Annotated in this window: 13 protein-coding genes; 5 read left to right on the top strand and 8 right to left on the bottom strand. The window is 48.0% G+C overall.

Going from position 1 to position 15,326, the window contains the following annotated elements; translation table 11 throughout:
• Window position 1: 1 nt before the first annotated feature.
• The 3 genes from ACMHXH_RS12795 to ACMHXH_RS12785 are packed head-to-tail and all read left to right on the top strand — an operon-like array spanning window position 2 to window position 4,229.
• Window positions 2-3,529 carry a pilus assembly protein gene (locus ACMHXH_RS12795; protein WP_413738143.1) on the top strand — a complete coding sequence of 1,176 codons (3,528 nt, stop codon included), beginning with the start codon at window positions 2-4 and terminating at the stop codon, window positions 3,527-3,529.
• Window positions 3,530-3,537: 8 nt separating this feature from the next.
• A complete protein-coding gene (locus tag ACMHXH_RS12790; protein WP_039034878.1) occupies window positions 3,538-3,933 on the top strand; it encodes a type IV pilin protein in 396 nt (131 codons plus the stop codon).
• A complete protein-coding gene (locus tag ACMHXH_RS12785; RefSeq protein WP_071477010.1) occupies window positions 3,930-4,229 on the top strand; it encodes a TapY2 family type IVa secretion system protein in 300 nt (99 codons plus the stop codon). Before ACMHXH_RS12790 ends, ACMHXH_RS12785 begins: the two co-directional genes overlap by 4 nt.
• A 35-nt stretch (window positions 4,230-4,264) precedes the next feature.
• Here the strand turns inward: ACMHXH_RS12785 and ACMHXH_RS12780 are convergent, their stop codons facing one another.
• The 6 genes from ACMHXH_RS12780 to ACMHXH_RS12755 all read right to left on the bottom strand — a co-directional run bounded on the left by ACMHXH_RS12780 (window position 4,265) and on the right by ACMHXH_RS12755 (window position 11,060).
• Window positions 4,265-4,672: a CBS domain-containing protein gene (locus ACMHXH_RS12780; protein WP_071477011.1), complete on the bottom strand. Its 408-nt coding sequence runs from the start codon at window positions 4,670-4,672 to the stop codon at window positions 4,265-4,267.
• 51 nt (window positions 4,673-4,723) lie between these two features.
• Window positions 4,724-6,472: a GNAT family N-acyltransferase gene (locus ACMHXH_RS12775; RefSeq protein WP_083399869.1), complete on the bottom strand. Its 1,749-nt coding sequence runs from the start codon at window positions 6,470-6,472 to the stop codon at window positions 4,724-4,726.
• A gap of 15 nt (window positions 6,473-6,487) precedes the next feature.
• Window positions 6,488-7,354, bottom strand: a complete 867-nt coding sequence (locus tag ACMHXH_RS12770; protein WP_071477012.1) for a UDP-2,3-diacylglucosamine diphosphatase — start codon at window positions 7,352-7,354, stop codon at window positions 6,488-6,490.
• Window positions 7,355-7,443: 89 nt separating this feature from the next.
• Entirely contained in the window at window positions 7,444-7,713 is a 270-nt protein-coding gene (locus ACMHXH_RS12765) for an ATP-binding protein (protein ID WP_071477013.1), read from the bottom strand.
• 153 nt (window positions 7,714-7,866) lie between these two features.
• Window positions 7,867-9,225 (bottom strand): YjiH family protein, encoded by a 1,359-nt coding sequence (locus ACMHXH_RS12760; RefSeq protein ID WP_071477014.1) that lies wholly within the window; start codon window positions 9,223-9,225, stop codon window positions 7,867-7,869.
• A 290-nt stretch (window positions 9,226-9,515) separates the two neighbouring features.
• Entirely contained in the window at window positions 9,516-11,060 is a 1,545-nt protein-coding gene (locus ACMHXH_RS12755; protein ID WP_413738140.1) for a methyl-accepting chemotaxis protein, read from the bottom strand.
• Window positions 11,061-11,584: 524 nt separating this feature from the next.
• On the opposite strand from ACMHXH_RS12755, the gene ACMHXH_RS12750 reads away from it, so the two are divergent.
• On the top strand, window positions 11,585-12,292 hold the full coding sequence (locus tag ACMHXH_RS12750) for a hypothetical protein (RefSeq protein WP_071477015.1): 708 nt from the start codon (window positions 11,585-11,587) through the stop codon (window positions 12,290-12,292).
• Between the two features lie 33 nt (window positions 12,293-12,325).
• On the opposite strand, the gene ACMHXH_RS12745 is transcribed toward ACMHXH_RS12750, so the two are convergent.
• Window positions 12,326-13,186, bottom strand: a complete 861-nt coding sequence (locus ACMHXH_RS12745; RefSeq protein WP_071477016.1) for a U32 family peptidase — start codon at window positions 13,184-13,186, stop codon at window positions 12,326-12,328.
• A 10-nt stretch (window positions 13,187-13,196) separates the two neighbouring features.
• Window positions 13,197-14,198 carry a ubiquinone anaerobic biosynthesis protein UbiU gene (ubiU, locus tag ACMHXH_RS12740; protein ID WP_039034872.1) on the bottom strand — a complete coding sequence of 334 codons (1,002 nt, stop codon included), beginning with the start codon at window positions 14,196-14,198 and terminating at the stop codon, window positions 13,197-13,199.
• 140 nt (window positions 14,199-14,338) lie between these two features.
• Here ubiU and ubiT point away from each other — a divergent pair, with 140 nt between their 5' ends.
• Complete coding sequence (gene ubiT / locus ACMHXH_RS12735; RefSeq protein ID WP_039034871.1) at window positions 14,339-14,857, top strand: ubiquinone anaerobic biosynthesis accessory factor UbiT; 519 nt, start codon at window positions 14,339-14,341, stop codon at window positions 14,855-14,857.
• The last annotated feature ends 469 nt before the right edge of the window (window positions 14,858-15,326 follow it).

Here is a 15,326-nt window from a genome sequence, read left to right as displayed (position 1 = left end):
TATGTTTAATAAACTATTACTAAGTGTTCTGATGGCCATGGTTGTAGTTTCTGGAGTTACTATTGCTGATGATACAGAACTTTACCTAATTGATTCTACAGTCAGAAGTGGTAAACGTCCGCAAGTGCTATTTATCTTCGATAATTCGGGGAGTATGTCCACCGAAGATGAAAATGCTATAAGTTCATACTGCTCTGAAGAAGATTATAATAATAAACGTTGCACGTACGCTGATGGTTTTTCTGATTACCTTACTGGATATGCAGGCTATATTAATGAAAAAGGTATATATTGGAACGCTGGAGGTATAGATAATACGAGTACTATGCCTGTGCCTGATGACCCAACAGAGTCCCGTAGATTTTATAGTGATAATAATAATTGTCAGCTTGCCGCTGATGCATTAACTTCTAGAGGGCGATATACTGGCTATTTGCGGGAGTTTAAACTGAAAGGGAATTCCGGTAAATGGTATTCTCTGGCAGATAATGAAGGGTTTAATCAAGGGCAGATTGTTGATTGTTACGAGGATGTATTAAATGAAAATCCTGGCAATCCTGGGAAAAATAAGAAGGGTGGAGATTTTCGTTTAGGGTATCCTATAGATTCAAAAGATATGTATACAGTAGATACGGACGATGTCGCTAGTCAGTACAGCTTAGACCATACTGATTTCGGAAAGGGGTCTCCTGTCACCCTGTATACTGCTCATTATCTAGTTTGGTATGAGTGGGTAACAACAACTGAAGATGGTAAAAATAGTGGTGGAACTGGAACAAGGCTTGAGGTCGCAAAGGAGGCTTTAGTTTCAGCTCTTACAGATTTGGCTATTCCAATCGATGCGGGTTTAGCCGTATTTAATCTTAACTACCCTGAAGAGGGTGATGCGAATGGTGGTAGAATCGTATTCGATATAGCGGAAATGACCGATGGTAATCTAGCCAGTCTTACATCATTAATTAATGGTATGCCGGCGCAGACCAATACCCCCTTATGCGAAACATTGTATGAAGCATATCAATACTTTAGTGGTGGGCCTGTAACATATGGCAATAAAGATGCTAATGGGAAAGGTCTTTTCAATATTGATGACTATATTCCTAATAATCCGCCAAGTATTATATCTTCAGGTAATTACTCATCACCGTTTAAAAAATGCCCTGATACCGCATATGTTATCTATATTACAGATGGAGCACCAACTTTAGATAATAGCGCTAATGCGAACATTTTATCTTTGACTTCATCTTCAGATAGTGCTGCTGATTATTCTGGGTTTGAGTTTGTGAATGATGATGGTGAGGAAGAGGTTAGTTATTTTCCAGCATTAGCTGCTTACATGTATAACAATGACTTGGTTAAAGGTATTAAAGACTCAACAGGGATAGATAATAAACAGAATGTGCGAGTTTTTACAATAGGTTTCTCCGAAGGCGCGGAGACGGCCGCAGCTCTTTTAGAGGAGGCGGCTTTTAGAGGAGGTAATCCAAGAAATGACAATGGTATATCTAAAGGTTATTATATTGCTAAAACTGGGTTAGATTTAGTTGGAGCTATGGATGATGCTCTCAAGTCAATTTTATCAATAGACTCTTCTTTTACCTCACCAAGTATTGCCAGCAATAACTTTGATAAAACTCAAACTTATAATTCTGCTTATTTCGCGATGTTTTTACCCGGTGAGGGGCCCAGGTGGAGCGGTAATCTTAAGAAGCTTAAAGTTAATTCATCTGGAGAAATTGTTGCTCCTGGCGGCACTACTAACGCAATTGATCCTAGCGGAAATATTGCACCGACCGTGTGTACTTATTGGAACGCTTGTTCTGGGAATAAGATTGATGGTAATAAGGTTAACTCAGGCGGAGTGCTTCCAACTTTACAGGATAGTTTAAAAGGTAGAGCGATAAAGACTAATGTAGGCAATGGTTTGGTAGACTTAAAAAGCTCAAGCTTTAGCTCTGCTTACTCTCAAGATGATCTAGATTGGTTATATGGCGTTGACGTGGATGATGATGATGGTGATAGCATTACATCAGAAGCTAGAGAAGATATAATGGGTGATCCTCTCCACTCCAAACCCTTGGCAATTAACTTTGGTGGAGCTCCAGATGATAAAGGAGAAAATCTTGATGTTAGAATACTAATTGGTACTAATCAGGGTTTAGTACACATGTTTAAAGACTCAGATTCAGGAAGCGGTGATTATTCTATTGGTAATGTTCAAGAGTCATGGGCATTCATACCCAATGAATTATGGGGGAATGTCCCTGAGTTGCGTAGAAACTATGAAACTGGAGTACATAGTGTTTATGGAATGGATTTGTCTCCTATCGCTTATACTGAAACAGACTCAGCCGGAAAAGTGTCTAAGGCTTGGGTCTATTTAGGTATGCGAAGAGGGGGGAGTTCATATTATTCATTAGATATAACAAACCCAGATAGCCCAGTTTTTAAATGGATGATTAATTCTGACAGTGCTGGGTTTGAGGAGCTAGGTGAGTCATGGTCTGAACCTGTCATTACTCATATCCCAGGTGTTAGTGGCCCAGTGTTGATAATTGGCGGGGGGATGGCTTTTTCTGGAGGAGCTGGTAATGCTATATATATAATCAATGCTGCTACTGGTGAACTGATAAAGAAATGGTCTGAAGTTGGGATGAGTAGCATTCCCAATAGAGTCGCAGTACTTGATAGTAATAATGACGGTTTAAGTGACAGAATTTACGCTTCAGATGTGAGTGGGCAAATATGGCGAGTCGATATGCCTAGTAATGAGATGTCTAAATGGCCTATCTTTATGTTTGCCTCTATTGCTACCTCAGGTTCTCCTAATGATAGAATGTTTTTTGTTGAGCCAGTTGTGGCTCAGACTCAATTCAGCAATATACATAGTGATAATGGGGCTTTAAGTTATCAAAATATCCCTTATGATGCAGTAGCTATTGGTAGCGGGAATCGAACTCATCCTCTAGATACAGCAACAGACGATATGTTTTATGTATTTCAAGATAGAAATGTTGTGACTCAATATTTTTCAGACGGTACTCCACAGCCATTGGGTCTTGAAGATTTGTATGATGTTACGTCGTCGGCTCCTGCATCTCAATCTGAGGATGTTGCCTTTGGAACAAAAAGAGGATGGTTTTATAATTTTGGATCTTCAGGGGAAAAATCCCTATCAGCATCATTAATTTTTGACGGCAAGGTGTATTTTACATCTTTTGTTCCGCCAGTTAATTCAGATATAGATTTAGATGCAGGGATATGTGGATTTGCCGGTCAAGGCCGTTTATATGTATTTGACTTGCATAAGGGAACACGCAGTTTTAGTGAAGTTTTTTATGATGTTGGGGAGAGAGTGCCAGATACTCCTCAAATAGTTATCCCTAAACCAGAGACTGATGAGGATCCTACTGCATATATTATCGGCGTAGGAAAGGGTGAGTGTGAAAATGGTGATTGTAAAGGAACAATTTCTCTGGGAAGTGGTTTAACGACCAATCGAATTTATTACCATGTAAATGAGTAGGATAAGAGATGAAAAGACCAGCGGGTTTTACCCTGATAGAAGTCATGATCACTGTGGTCATTATCGGCATACTGGCGTCTATCGCTTATCCATCTTATGTGCAGTACATTGCCAAGAGTACTCGCTCCGAGGCTCATGCGGCCTTGATGCGACTGGCCAATCTGCAGGAGCAATACTATTTGGATAATCGTACTTATGCCACGGATATGACCAAACTGGGGCTCAATGCCAGTCCCTTTATTACTGAGAATGGTCATTACAGTATCGCGTCAACCGGCACAGCGGATTTCACCCTGACCGCAACGGCACAAGGAGCGCAGGCCAGCCGCGACAGTAAGTGTAAAACGCTGACCTTGACCGATGCCGGGATTAAAAGTGGTGCTTCAACGGAGTGTTGGAAATGATGAGATCAATTAAATATGGTTTGTTGCTCCTACTGCCCGGTATGCTATTTACAGCCCAAGCCGCCGAGCGGCAGGATGTTAAATGTCACTTGATTACCAGCAAGGGAGAGCAGATTGCCTTTTATCGCTGGGACTTGGACAAGCAGCAGCTATTTATGGCGCGTTTGAGCGGTAAGTCGTTAAAGGATGCCCGCGGTAAGCGTTACTTTATCAGGGAAGCCAGAGAGTGTGTGTTGCTCAAGGAAGCATTCAGCTCTGAGAAGGCTCGTAAGTTGGATGAGATGACTCTAAGATAATTTTCCCTAAGTCATGACACTTGAGCCAGTTCGGGTTAACAGCAATAGGCTCGCAATAGATCCTTCCAGGTCACTATACCGACAATTTCGCCGTCTTCCAGTACCGGCAGTGAACCTATATCTTTCTCCAATAAGAGCCTGGAAGCCTGCGCCAGGCCTACGTGTGGCGCAACGGTTACAGGGTTACGGCTCATTACTTGGTGTGCCCGCTTATTGAGGGTTTCCAGATCTCTGCTGCTGGCGGTATCGCTGCCAAGGTTGGGGCTTAAGGCCCGCAGCAGATCACGTTCGGACAGGACGCCTTCCAGCTTGCCTTCATCATTCACTACCAGTAAGTGATGAAAGCCTGCATGATGAAATATCTCTTTGGCCACACTCAGGCGATCGTCCATTTCCACTGTGACAACCCGAGTGATCATGATATCGGCGATGCAGAGCTGCATAGGGATCCTCCATAACCTTTCCTTTGTTATATCAGAGCCCTGTCAATAATGCTAACTCAGAGCATTTTCATCTTGCTGATTGAGCTCCTGCAGATGGCAATCGATATAGCGGCTGCGTTTTTTGAACTTGAGTTTGTCCAAGTCCACCAGCACCAAGCCATCGATACAGTCGGCAAAGTCGGCATCCACTCCAAAGGCGAGGAAGCGCACCCCATCAGGCTGACAAAGTTCGCCGTATTGCTTGTAGAGAGTTGGCACAGCGGCTCCCATACTGGCAAGGGTCTGCTTGAGCTGTTTAAACGCGTCTTGATAATCTGAATCGATATAGAGTTTGTCCAGCTCAGTCTGGCGCTCAGGTGACAGACCAAAAGGCGCGAAAGACTGTGCCAGTTGTGTCTTACAGGGAAACTGCTGCAGGTAGAAGTGCACCAACATCTCCTTGGCTGGTGCCGGCAGTTGGTTGCTTATGGTCACCGGCCCGAACAGATAGCGGTAGCCGGGATGACGAGCCAGAAAGGCACCTATGCCGTACCAGAGGTAATCGAGACTGCGCTTCCCCCAATATTTAGGCTGTACAAAGCTGCGGCCGAGTTCCAGGCCCTTGGTGAAATAGGGCGAAAATTCAGCTTGATAGTGAAACAGTGACTCACTGTAGAGGCTTTCTCCGGCACTGTGCAAGTTCGCAACTTCGGCAAAGCGGTAGGCGCCGACTATTTCCAGCTCCTTGGGATCCCAGAGCACCAGGTGCAGATAACTGGAGTCGTACCTGTCTATGTCTCTGCGTTTTCCCGTACCTTCACCTACGGCGCGGAAAGCCAGTTCCCGCAGCCTACCTATTTCCCGCATCACAGGGCTGCTGCCCTGATGGCGGTAGAGGAAAATCTGCTTGTCATCCTGAGTTTGACCAAGCTGCTCGCACTGCAGCAAAGCCTGTTGCAACTCACGACGTTTTTCCGGATGGGCGATGGCGATCTGGGTGTTGAAAAGTGGGCTACGATTCTTGCCGATGCGATAGAGATGGTTCTTCAGCAGACTGACCCGGGTTTTGAGTGGGAAGTTACTGCCGCTGACCGCTTCTGCCGGGATAAGCTCGCCGATACGCACCGGCAAAGTGTTACTGGCTTGTTTAAACATCTCCTTGACCAACAGCAGGGTAGCCAAAGGTTTATATAACATGGAAGCGCCGTAAAAGGTCGCCGAGTTCTTGGCATCGACATACATGGGCAGCAGCGGCGCATTGCAGCTGATAGCCATCTTCAGGAAGCCGGTTTGCCACTGGGTATCGCGAATGCCGTTTGGTCTGAGCCGGGAAACCTCACCCGATGGAAAGATGAGCACAGCGCCTTCACTACGCAGATGTTGATGGATCTTCTCCAGGTGTTGTCTGGGGGTGCCGCCTGTCATATTGCGAACCGGCAGCAGGATGTTGTGCAGTGGCGTCAGTGTCATCAGCAGCTCGTTGGCAACTACTTTAATGTCAGGCCTGACTTCGCTGATAAGTTTTATCAGCACCAGAGCATCCAGCGAACCTATTGGATGATTGGCGAAGATAACGACCCGGCCCTGATGGGGAATGTTTTCCACCTCACTGTCCGGCACAGTATAGCTGACGGCAAAGCTTTCCAGCACTTGTTCAACAAAATCCACGCCCTTGAGAAAACTGAATTGGCCGGCGATATCATTGCACTCCCGCTCATTGAGCAGATAACGCAGTAAGGCCTTGGTTGGCTTGGCGAGCCAAGGCTTGCTGTTGATATTGGGCAGATTGGATTCCACAACTTTGTCGACGGTAAACATCATAATGGGGTACCTGATTTAAGCAGCTTGTTGTTCTTGTCTCTGCCAGGCGAAGCGTTTCAGTACTTCGGTCCGGCCCAGTTGTTCATTCCAGCGCTCGAGTTGCAGCTCGCCCTCGAGGGTTTCGGTCAATAGGGTGCAGTTCTCTACCCAGTCACCATCATTGGCATAGATAAAGCCGCTCATTTCCGTGAGCTCGGGCTGGTGAATATGGCCACAGATGATGCCGTCCACCTTCTGCTTGCGGCCATAGCGCACCACGGCTTCGCGAAAACTGTTGATGGCTTGCTGGGCCTTGCCGACTCTTTGCTTGATAAAACCGGCCAAAGACCAATAGGGGTACCCGAGACGGCGGCGAACCTTGTGCAGTTGGCGGTTGAGAAACATCAAGACATCGTAGAGGTGATCGCCGAGGCGGGCGGTGATGCGGCCGATACAGACTTCGGAGTCAAACTGATCGCCATGTAGCATCAGCAAGGTTTTGCCGCTCAGGGTTTGATGTCGGTACTCTTTGCTGATAATGACGTCGGCGAGTTGCAGCTGATGGTAGTCCTTAAACAGCTCGTCATGGTTGCCGGGCAGATACACCAGCTTGATGCCGCTCTGTGCCATCTGCAGCAGTTTTTGCAGCAGTTGGTTGTGACTCTCGGGCCAGAATACCCGGCGTTTGAGGGCCCAGATATCGACTATGTCCCCCACCAGATACAGCACCTTGGGCTGAACGCTGTTTAGGAAGTGCAGCAGGTATTCGGCCTTGCAGTCAATGCTGCCCAGGTGAATATCCGAGAGCCAGAGGGCGTTGAGCTTGATGACAGGCTCGGCTGTGCGGCGGGAGTATGGGCGAAATGTCGATGGTTTGTTGACCAATGACTTGCTGTCTTTCATCGCGGCTCCTGGATAAAACCAGTGAAACGGGTTTGACTGTGAAAGACTCTAAGTCAGTTATTTGACCTTGAAGTGACGTCTCGATGACCTTATTGTGACGCCCCCGAACTCATCTCGATATCATTTGGCAATATGATGCGAAACTCGCTGCCATGCCCCGGTGCACTGATCAGGCGGATCTCGCCGCCAAGCACTTGAGTCACCAGTTTAAATTCCCGCAGTTGTTCATGGGACTGATCGACGCAGAGCGGTTTGAAGCTGCGGCTCCGCTTGGCGGCGCGCTCCAGGTTAGTCAGTATCAGTCGGCAGCAATCGGCCATTTCACTCTGGTACTGTTCGCAAATCTTGCTGATCGACATCCTTGGCGTAAAAGCACTTGTTGAAGGCTTTAACATTCTCTGCCAGATGCGAAGCCGCGGTGACACAGATACTTACGGGGGGGATTTCATAGGTGATGCTGCAAAAACGGCCGCATGTAGCGGCCGTTGTCGGGAGGTTAGGTTACATTGCCCCTAGAACAGCAGATGTGCCATTCCGGCAATTACCGGCAGGGTGACCAGAGTACGTAGCAGGAAGACGGCGAACAGCTCCCAAATTTTCACCGGTATCTTGCTGCCGATAAGCAAAGCGCCTACTTCACTCATGTAGATCAATTGGGTGACCGACAGCGCCGCAATCACAAAACGTGTCATGTCGGCTTCTATGCTGGTGGCCAGAATCGAGGGGATAAACATATCGGCAAACCCAACGACTATAGTCTTGGAGGCCTGTGTTGCTTCGGGGATTTGCATCAATTCCAGCAGCGGAATAAAAGGCATGCCAAGATAGTCAAATACCGGGGTGTATTCGGCGATGACCAAAGCTATGGTGCCTATTGCCATTACGACAGGGAGTACCCCGAAGATCATATCGATGACATTCTTTACCCCCTCGGAGAGCACCTTGAATATACCGCCGGTATTGGCTGCCTTGGTGAGCGCCAGTTCCAGCCCCCAGGACAGGGAGTTATGGCCTTGCGGCAGTGACTCATCATCTTTCTGCCTGGGGCTGCCATCAACATAGAGATCTTTTTTGCGTGACAGCGGCGGCAACTTGGGCACAACTATGGCGGCAACAATACCGGCCAGACAGACGGTCAGGTAGAAGGGCACAAACATTGCCTGCAGTTTCACTTGAGTGAGCACCACAAGGGTAAAGGTGATAGAGACTGCCGAGAAGGTGGTGCCGATAACCGCCGCTTCACGTTGGGTATAGAAGCGGTTTTCATACTGCTTGCTGGTGAGCAGAATACCAACGCTACCATCCCCGAGCCAAGAGGCCATACAGTCGATGGCGCTGCGTCCCGGCAGGTTAAATACCGGTCGCATCAATTTGGTCAGTAAGGTACCGAAGAGTTCCAGCAGGCCAAAATTGAGCAATAAAGGCAGGAACATACCGGCAAAAAAGAACACACAGAAGAGTAGCGGCAGCAGGTCATTCATTACCAAGGCGCCGGTGGAATCGGCTCTGAGTATCTCAGGGCCAACCTGGAAGAAGGTCAGGCAGATAAATATTGCTCCCAATACTCTAACCAAGAGCCAGGCAGGGCTGATATTCAACAGAGAGTTAAGAAACTTGCTGTGGCGGACGAAGCCGGGACGAAGGAGCTTTACCAACACACTGGCAGTGGCCATAAATACCACTATCGCGCAAATTATGCCGGTCAGATAATCATTGAGCAAACCCTTGAGTTCACCGGCCAACACAGCTACAGGGATCGTCAGTTCGTTGTTATAACTGATAGGTGTCATAAAGAGTAAGACACCGAGCAGGGATGGCACCAGGAAGGTGAGTATAGTTGCTATGTTGCGGGGTTGTTTTTCGTTTGCCACGTTTGTTACACCCTGAATTTACACTAATGAATGAGTAAAAAGTTACTCGCCAGGGGCAATATTGGCTTTGGATGCATTTTCATTCAGCCAGCCCCAGAATTTAAGGGGGCAAGATTACCCCCTTAATGCGGCTATGTAAATTCATTCGCTGTCAGTTCTGTCTCTTTGATCACAACAGCATAGTTATTAGCAGTCTTTGCGTAATTATTGTTTGAGCAGTTCCTAATAAAAAAGTCTTCAAAAATAAATAGTTAAATAATTGTTGCTCGAGTCAAGTCCAGGATTGAGCCTTAACCGAAGGTTTGTCTCAGATTCAATGACCTGTCGGCACTGGCCTTTAATTGCAATACGGCGTGCTCTACTTGACCTAGGGCAGAAACGTTGTCACGGGTGGCGCCATGAATCATCTGGATGCCACTTGCTATTTCCTGTACCACTTGCCCCTGCTGAGTGGCTGCCACGGCATTTTGTCTGGCGAGATCGTGTATTTCACTCATTCCCTGGTTAACTGTGTTGATGGACTCTACTGCCGATAATGCTTCGGTTGCACATTTCTGTGCTTGGTGTCTACTGGCTTCCATCTCAGTGGCCCACTTGGTCAGCATGCTGAACATAGTCTCTATGCTGGCTGAAATGCTTTTGGTGGACTCTTGGGTTCGAGCCGACAAGGCTCTGACCTCGTCGGCGACTACGGCAAAACCGCGTCCCTGTTCACCGGCTCTGGCTGCTTCTATGGCTGCATTGAGGGCCAGCAAGTTGGTTTGATCGGCAATGGCATCGATTTCCGACATGGCATTGGCAACTTGCTGAGCTTCATCGTTCAGATGCTTGGCATTGGAAGCCGCCCTGGCAACATCATCGGCTAGGTGGAGAATATGTTTGCTGTTCTGATGCATCACATCCCGGCTTTGACGACAGAGGCCATAAGCCTCATCTATACGGCCAGAAGTAGCCTGAGTATTGTCGGCTACCTCACTGATTGTGGCGTGCAACTCTTCGATAGCGCTGGCAATTTGATGCATCTGTTGCTGCTCCAGATCCATGCCGACTCTGGCCTGCTCGGTGGCCACCACCAACTGAGCGGCAATATCATTGGTTTTCAGAGCTTGATCCTGAGTCCTGCCCAATACGCCTTGAAGCATGGCAGCTTTACGTTGTAACTGGAATTCGAGCACAGATGAGGTGTCTTGCCCGGCATAGATGAAGCGACTGATAGAGTCGTACTCTTGCTTGAGTGTCATCAGTCGGGCGGGAATACGAAAGGCTTCGTCATAGAAGATTGCCAGATTGAGCGCCATCAATATGGCCCCGGCCAACATCACTCCCAATCCCCAAATATAACCACAGAGTAGCAGACCAGCCCCAGCCATCAGTGCTGAAAGCAAGCGTTTTTGTGTCAGCGTCAGTGGATCTTTGACTTCTTTCCCTTGGTTCAGACGGTGGTAAACTTTGATGGCCCGCTTAACAGTCTCTTGGCTGGGCTTAACCCTGACGGATTGATAACCAATGATTTTTCCCTGTTCAAAGATGGGGGAAACGAAAGCATCGACCCAGTAAAAACCACCATCCTTACAACGGTTTTTGACCAATCCCCGCCAGGATTGGCCCGCCTTGAGGCATTGCCACATTTCGGCAAAGGCTGCTTTGGGCATGTCGGGATGGCGAACCATGTTGTGGCTGTGGCCCAATAGCTCGACTTCAGAGAAACCCGAGATCTTGGCAAAGGCAGGGTTGACGTAAGTGATAACGCCGCGAAGATCTGTGGTGGAAATGAGTTCGTCGGTGGATTGCAGACAGACTTCCCTGTCCGTAGTGGTGGAATTCCTTGTGGACATCTTTATTCCGGCTCAGAGTTAGTGGCCCTATGTTGATTCAGGCCTTATTATCGTTTTAAGTGTGATAAGCATAACATTTTTGTGGTTATTGGGGGGAGGGCTTTTTTGACAAATCTTTTAGGAACCAGTATTTGCATATCATTGATATGAATACTAATTGTAAAATTCTGTGGTCAGTGTTTTGGCCGGGATAAAACGCTATAAATAAACTGGCTATCGGCTGACTACAGTGGAATCTGCTGGTGCATTTTTGCCCTTGGACAAGCCATGTCAATTTCCGTGGCTGTCATCATCTTGACGATTAGAATCAATATCATCAATTAGTTGCTGAATAAGCCAGGGGCCAACGAACCGGAATCTATACTCTGGTGCCAAAATGCAATAATTCGACCGGGAGCGACTTTTGTTGTTTAAACTCGGGTAAATAAGCGATCAGTAACGCAAAAAGACCTTGCCCGGACTTTAAAAAAAATCTGGAGCATGTAAGTTAGACTGCAGAAACCTAATCCGGGGCAAACACTGGCATGTTAAGAAGACAGAGACTGGCAAGAATGGCGTTGAGCTTTGGTTTGCTGGGACTCTTTGGACTGCTGCTGGGCCTGGGGTTGGTTATCTTGGGCTATCAGAGTGGCGATGGCCGGGGCTTCAGTTTACTCAATCACAGTTTGAGTGAATTGGGCAGTTATGGTCATTCATCTTTGGCAGTGGTTCTTAATGGTGGTCTGTTCTTTGGCAGCCTGAGTTTGGTACTCTGCTGGTTGTTTATCCTGCAGCTATCTCGCCAATTGAGTGGTCATCTTCTTTATCTCAGTTTGACTCTGACCTGTATGGCGCTCGCCGGGGTGGGCTTATTTCCGGTCAATGTCTATCATCTCCACACTATGATGTTGAAGTGGTTTTTCATCTTTGGCTGTATCAGCGTAGGTTGCTATCTAATTTATCTAGTACAACGCCCCTTTGTCGCGGCCACCTTATGGACCTTAATCCCGGCGCTTATCAGCGGCATCAGTTTGGGCGCTTTTCTGTTTTTGCCATATCTGGAACTTGGTATTACCGAGGGAGACAATCCTTTTTACTATGAGTTGGTGCTGCAATTACCGCGCCCCGACTTTTGGTTGCCGGCGGTGCTCGTATGGCTGGGACTCGGCAGTTTTATGCTCTGGGTCCTGTGTTTGCTGCTGTGTACAAAAGAGGCTCCCGATGAACAGGAGCCTGTTGAACATCCATATTAAAAGCCCAAACACGAGCTTGCGTAAGATTTTGATTTAACGTCTATAGACCATGCCTGGCGCGCCGTGCCAGTATCCATTACAGGCTTCATTGCTCGTTTCGGCGTCGACTTCACTCCCTGCATCTTGCCGTAAAGATTCCGCCAGAGCGATAGAATCATGGCCATCGGGTGATACCCTGAACCAGTCAACGCCCAAACGTTTCATTTCTGGAATATCCCGTCTGAGATCGCAGCGGCCTGCCGATTGAGTCTGGATACCGTTGAGTCGCAATAGCGGCTGTTGCTCCTGGGTTTGTGCGACCAGGCCTTTGGGGTGCTGGATGCATATTGTCTGACAGTCATCTTTCGCCAGTCCCCGATGGCGGGCAGTGAAACAGCGGGCCGAGTGGGCCAAGGGCAGATAACCATAGCCCAATAACTCGACTTCAAAGCTTGGTGCGGGAGTAGTGACTTTCTGTAGCCAAGTCTTTGACAGCTCAATGGGCATCACAAAGCGCTGCATGCCCCATTGGTGCAGTTTGTCCAGGCTGGCTCTGTTGTAGTTATTGATACTGGCGCCACAGACAAAGGGCAGTCCCTGTTCTCGCGCCATACCTACGGCGGCCATATCGTTGGCTTCAACCATAAATTCGCCATTATCAAGTTGTTTCTTAAGCTCTTTAAGCTCGGATTGTGCTTCTATCAAGGCCAAGGTTGACAGTACGATCTGTTTACCGGCGTCTTTGAGTTCATGGGCCAGGGCCAGATAATCGGCAAACTTCATCTGCCTGCGGCGGCTGCAAACGGCTTCTCCCAGATAAATCAGTGGAATAGTGCTGTCTGCTACTTCACGGTAAAAGGCTTGTACCTGTGCTTTAGGCCAGCAATAAAGCAGCGGGCCAAGAGAAATATTCATAGAAAACTTCCTATTGCCAGCTGCGCTCGTAGGCACCCAGCGTAGTGGTTTGTCCCTCGGATACTTTGGCCAGTGCGGCATGCCATTCTGGTTTGGATTGGAACCGCTCAGGCGCATTCTGATAGGTGTCCAGTGCCTGGCGCCAAACCCGGGTAACTTGTTCCACATAGGCGGGGCTGCGTTGGCGACCTTCAATTTTGAGCGACACTATGCCAGCCTGAGCCAGTTCCGGCAGTAAGTCCAAAGTATTGAGGCTGGTGGGGGATTCCAGCAAGAAGCCTGGCTGGCTGTCTTCTTCGGTCAGATATCGTCCCTTACATACCACAGGGTAGCCCATCTGTTCATTCAACCCCGAGCTGTCAATCAAGACTTCGTTGAGACGGGTCTGGCGACAGCCTTGATTTTCCTGCCAGCGCACATGTTTTGCCGGTGAGCAGGAACCTCCTGAGTTGGGAGATTCCCCGGTCACATAAGAAGATAATTGACAGCGTCCTTCGGCCATAATGCATAGACTGCCGAAGGCGAACACTTCCAGGTCAACCGGGCTGGCTTTGGCGAGATCCTTGACCTGCTTGATGGAAAGCACTCTGGGAAGTACGGCGCGCTCAATGTTGAATTCTCGCTTATAGAGCGACAAGGCGCCGATATTGGTGGCGCTGGCTTGTACCGACAAATGCAACGGCAGGTGAGGGTAGTGATTATGGGCATAATCCAGCAGCGACAGATCGGCCATGATCAGCCCATCAATATCTGTGTTGGCGGCCAGATCGACGGCTTGATACCAGCGTTTCTCTTCACCCGGCTGCGGAAAGGTATTAATAGTCAGATACAGTTTGCGCCCTTGTGACTTTACTTCTTTGGCTGCCTGTTGCAGCTTGGTCGGTGTGAAGTTCAACCCGGCAAATGAGCGGGCGTTGGTATCGTCTTTCAACCCCAGATAGAGGGCATCGGCGCCGGCGTTGAGAGCGGCCTTGAGTGAAGCCAAGTTCCCGGCCGGACACAGGAGTTCCATGTTAACTTTCTCCCTAATTGCAAACAAAGCAGCAGTTTATCGACCTTTGGATCTCATAGAGTTGATATAAAACAGGTTTATAACCATAAAACTTAGTTAGACTGCCAGAGTTTGGGCTTTTTTATCAGGAGTAACTCAAGATGCGCACGGCTTTAGCCGCCAAGGCGGCGCGCGATATTCTCACCCTGGCTCCCAAGTTGGCCGGGAAACCGCTGAATTTGGTTCCTTTCACTATCAAGGCGGGTGTACTGCAACAGTTGTTGGCGGTATTGCTTAGCGAGCAGGTTCAGGATGGCGAGTTGGATTTTCTTGAAGACCAATGGGTTGGCGTCCGGGTCGAGGATATGGAATTGGCATTTGAAGTCAGCTTCAAACAGGGCTTCAAGGTGCGACCTTTTACGGCTCCGGAAGTCACTTTCAGTGCCAATAGCGCCGAACTCTTGCTGGTGGCAGCCGCCAAAGAGGATCCGGACACTCTATTCTTCCAGCGCCGACTGAGTATAGAAGGCGATACCGAATTGGGACTCGAGGTTAAAAACTTGCTGCTTGGCATAGATGTTCAAAGTATGCCAAAGGGGTTAAAACTAGCGCTGGATAAATTGGCTAATATGCTGACCACGCTTCTGCAAAGTTCACAAGCATCGCCTCAATGGGCCTGACAAGCAGTAAAATAGAGACATAAAAAAAGCGACCCATTTGGGTCGCTGTCAGAGTTCAATCTAAACTCTGGATGGTGCGCTAGAAACCATCTTGAAGGGAGGATAATGATGAAACACTCGGTTCACTAATTCTGACTACCGATTTTTCCGCGAGTTCCCGCACCAAGCAAAATAATTCATTTTATTTGTTTCATTCCGAACAGTAGATTCCAGAAAAGTCTGCCATATTATGATGTTGCAGTGAGTTTGACTCAGTCTTTTCATTTTCTTGAATGGCAATATTGGCATCAACTATTTATTTACCTGGGTGAGTTGAGCAGCAGGATAAAAAAATGGCAACCCAAGGGGCTGCCATATAAGGTCGTACAAAACTAATTCGTACAAAAAGTCGTGCAAAGAATGAAAACCCGCTGCGCTAGCGCCGGGCTCCCATCCAAGGGAGGTGATGATGAAACACTTGAAAAAGGTT

It is taken from the genome of Shewanella sp. BJSY2023SW001 (genome assembly GCF_047314685.1).
GTDB classification, from domain to species: Bacteria; Pseudomonadota; Gammaproteobacteria; order Enterobacterales; family Shewanellaceae; genus Shewanella; species Shewanella indica.
This window is presented reverse-complemented; position numbering and strand designations above follow the sequence as displayed.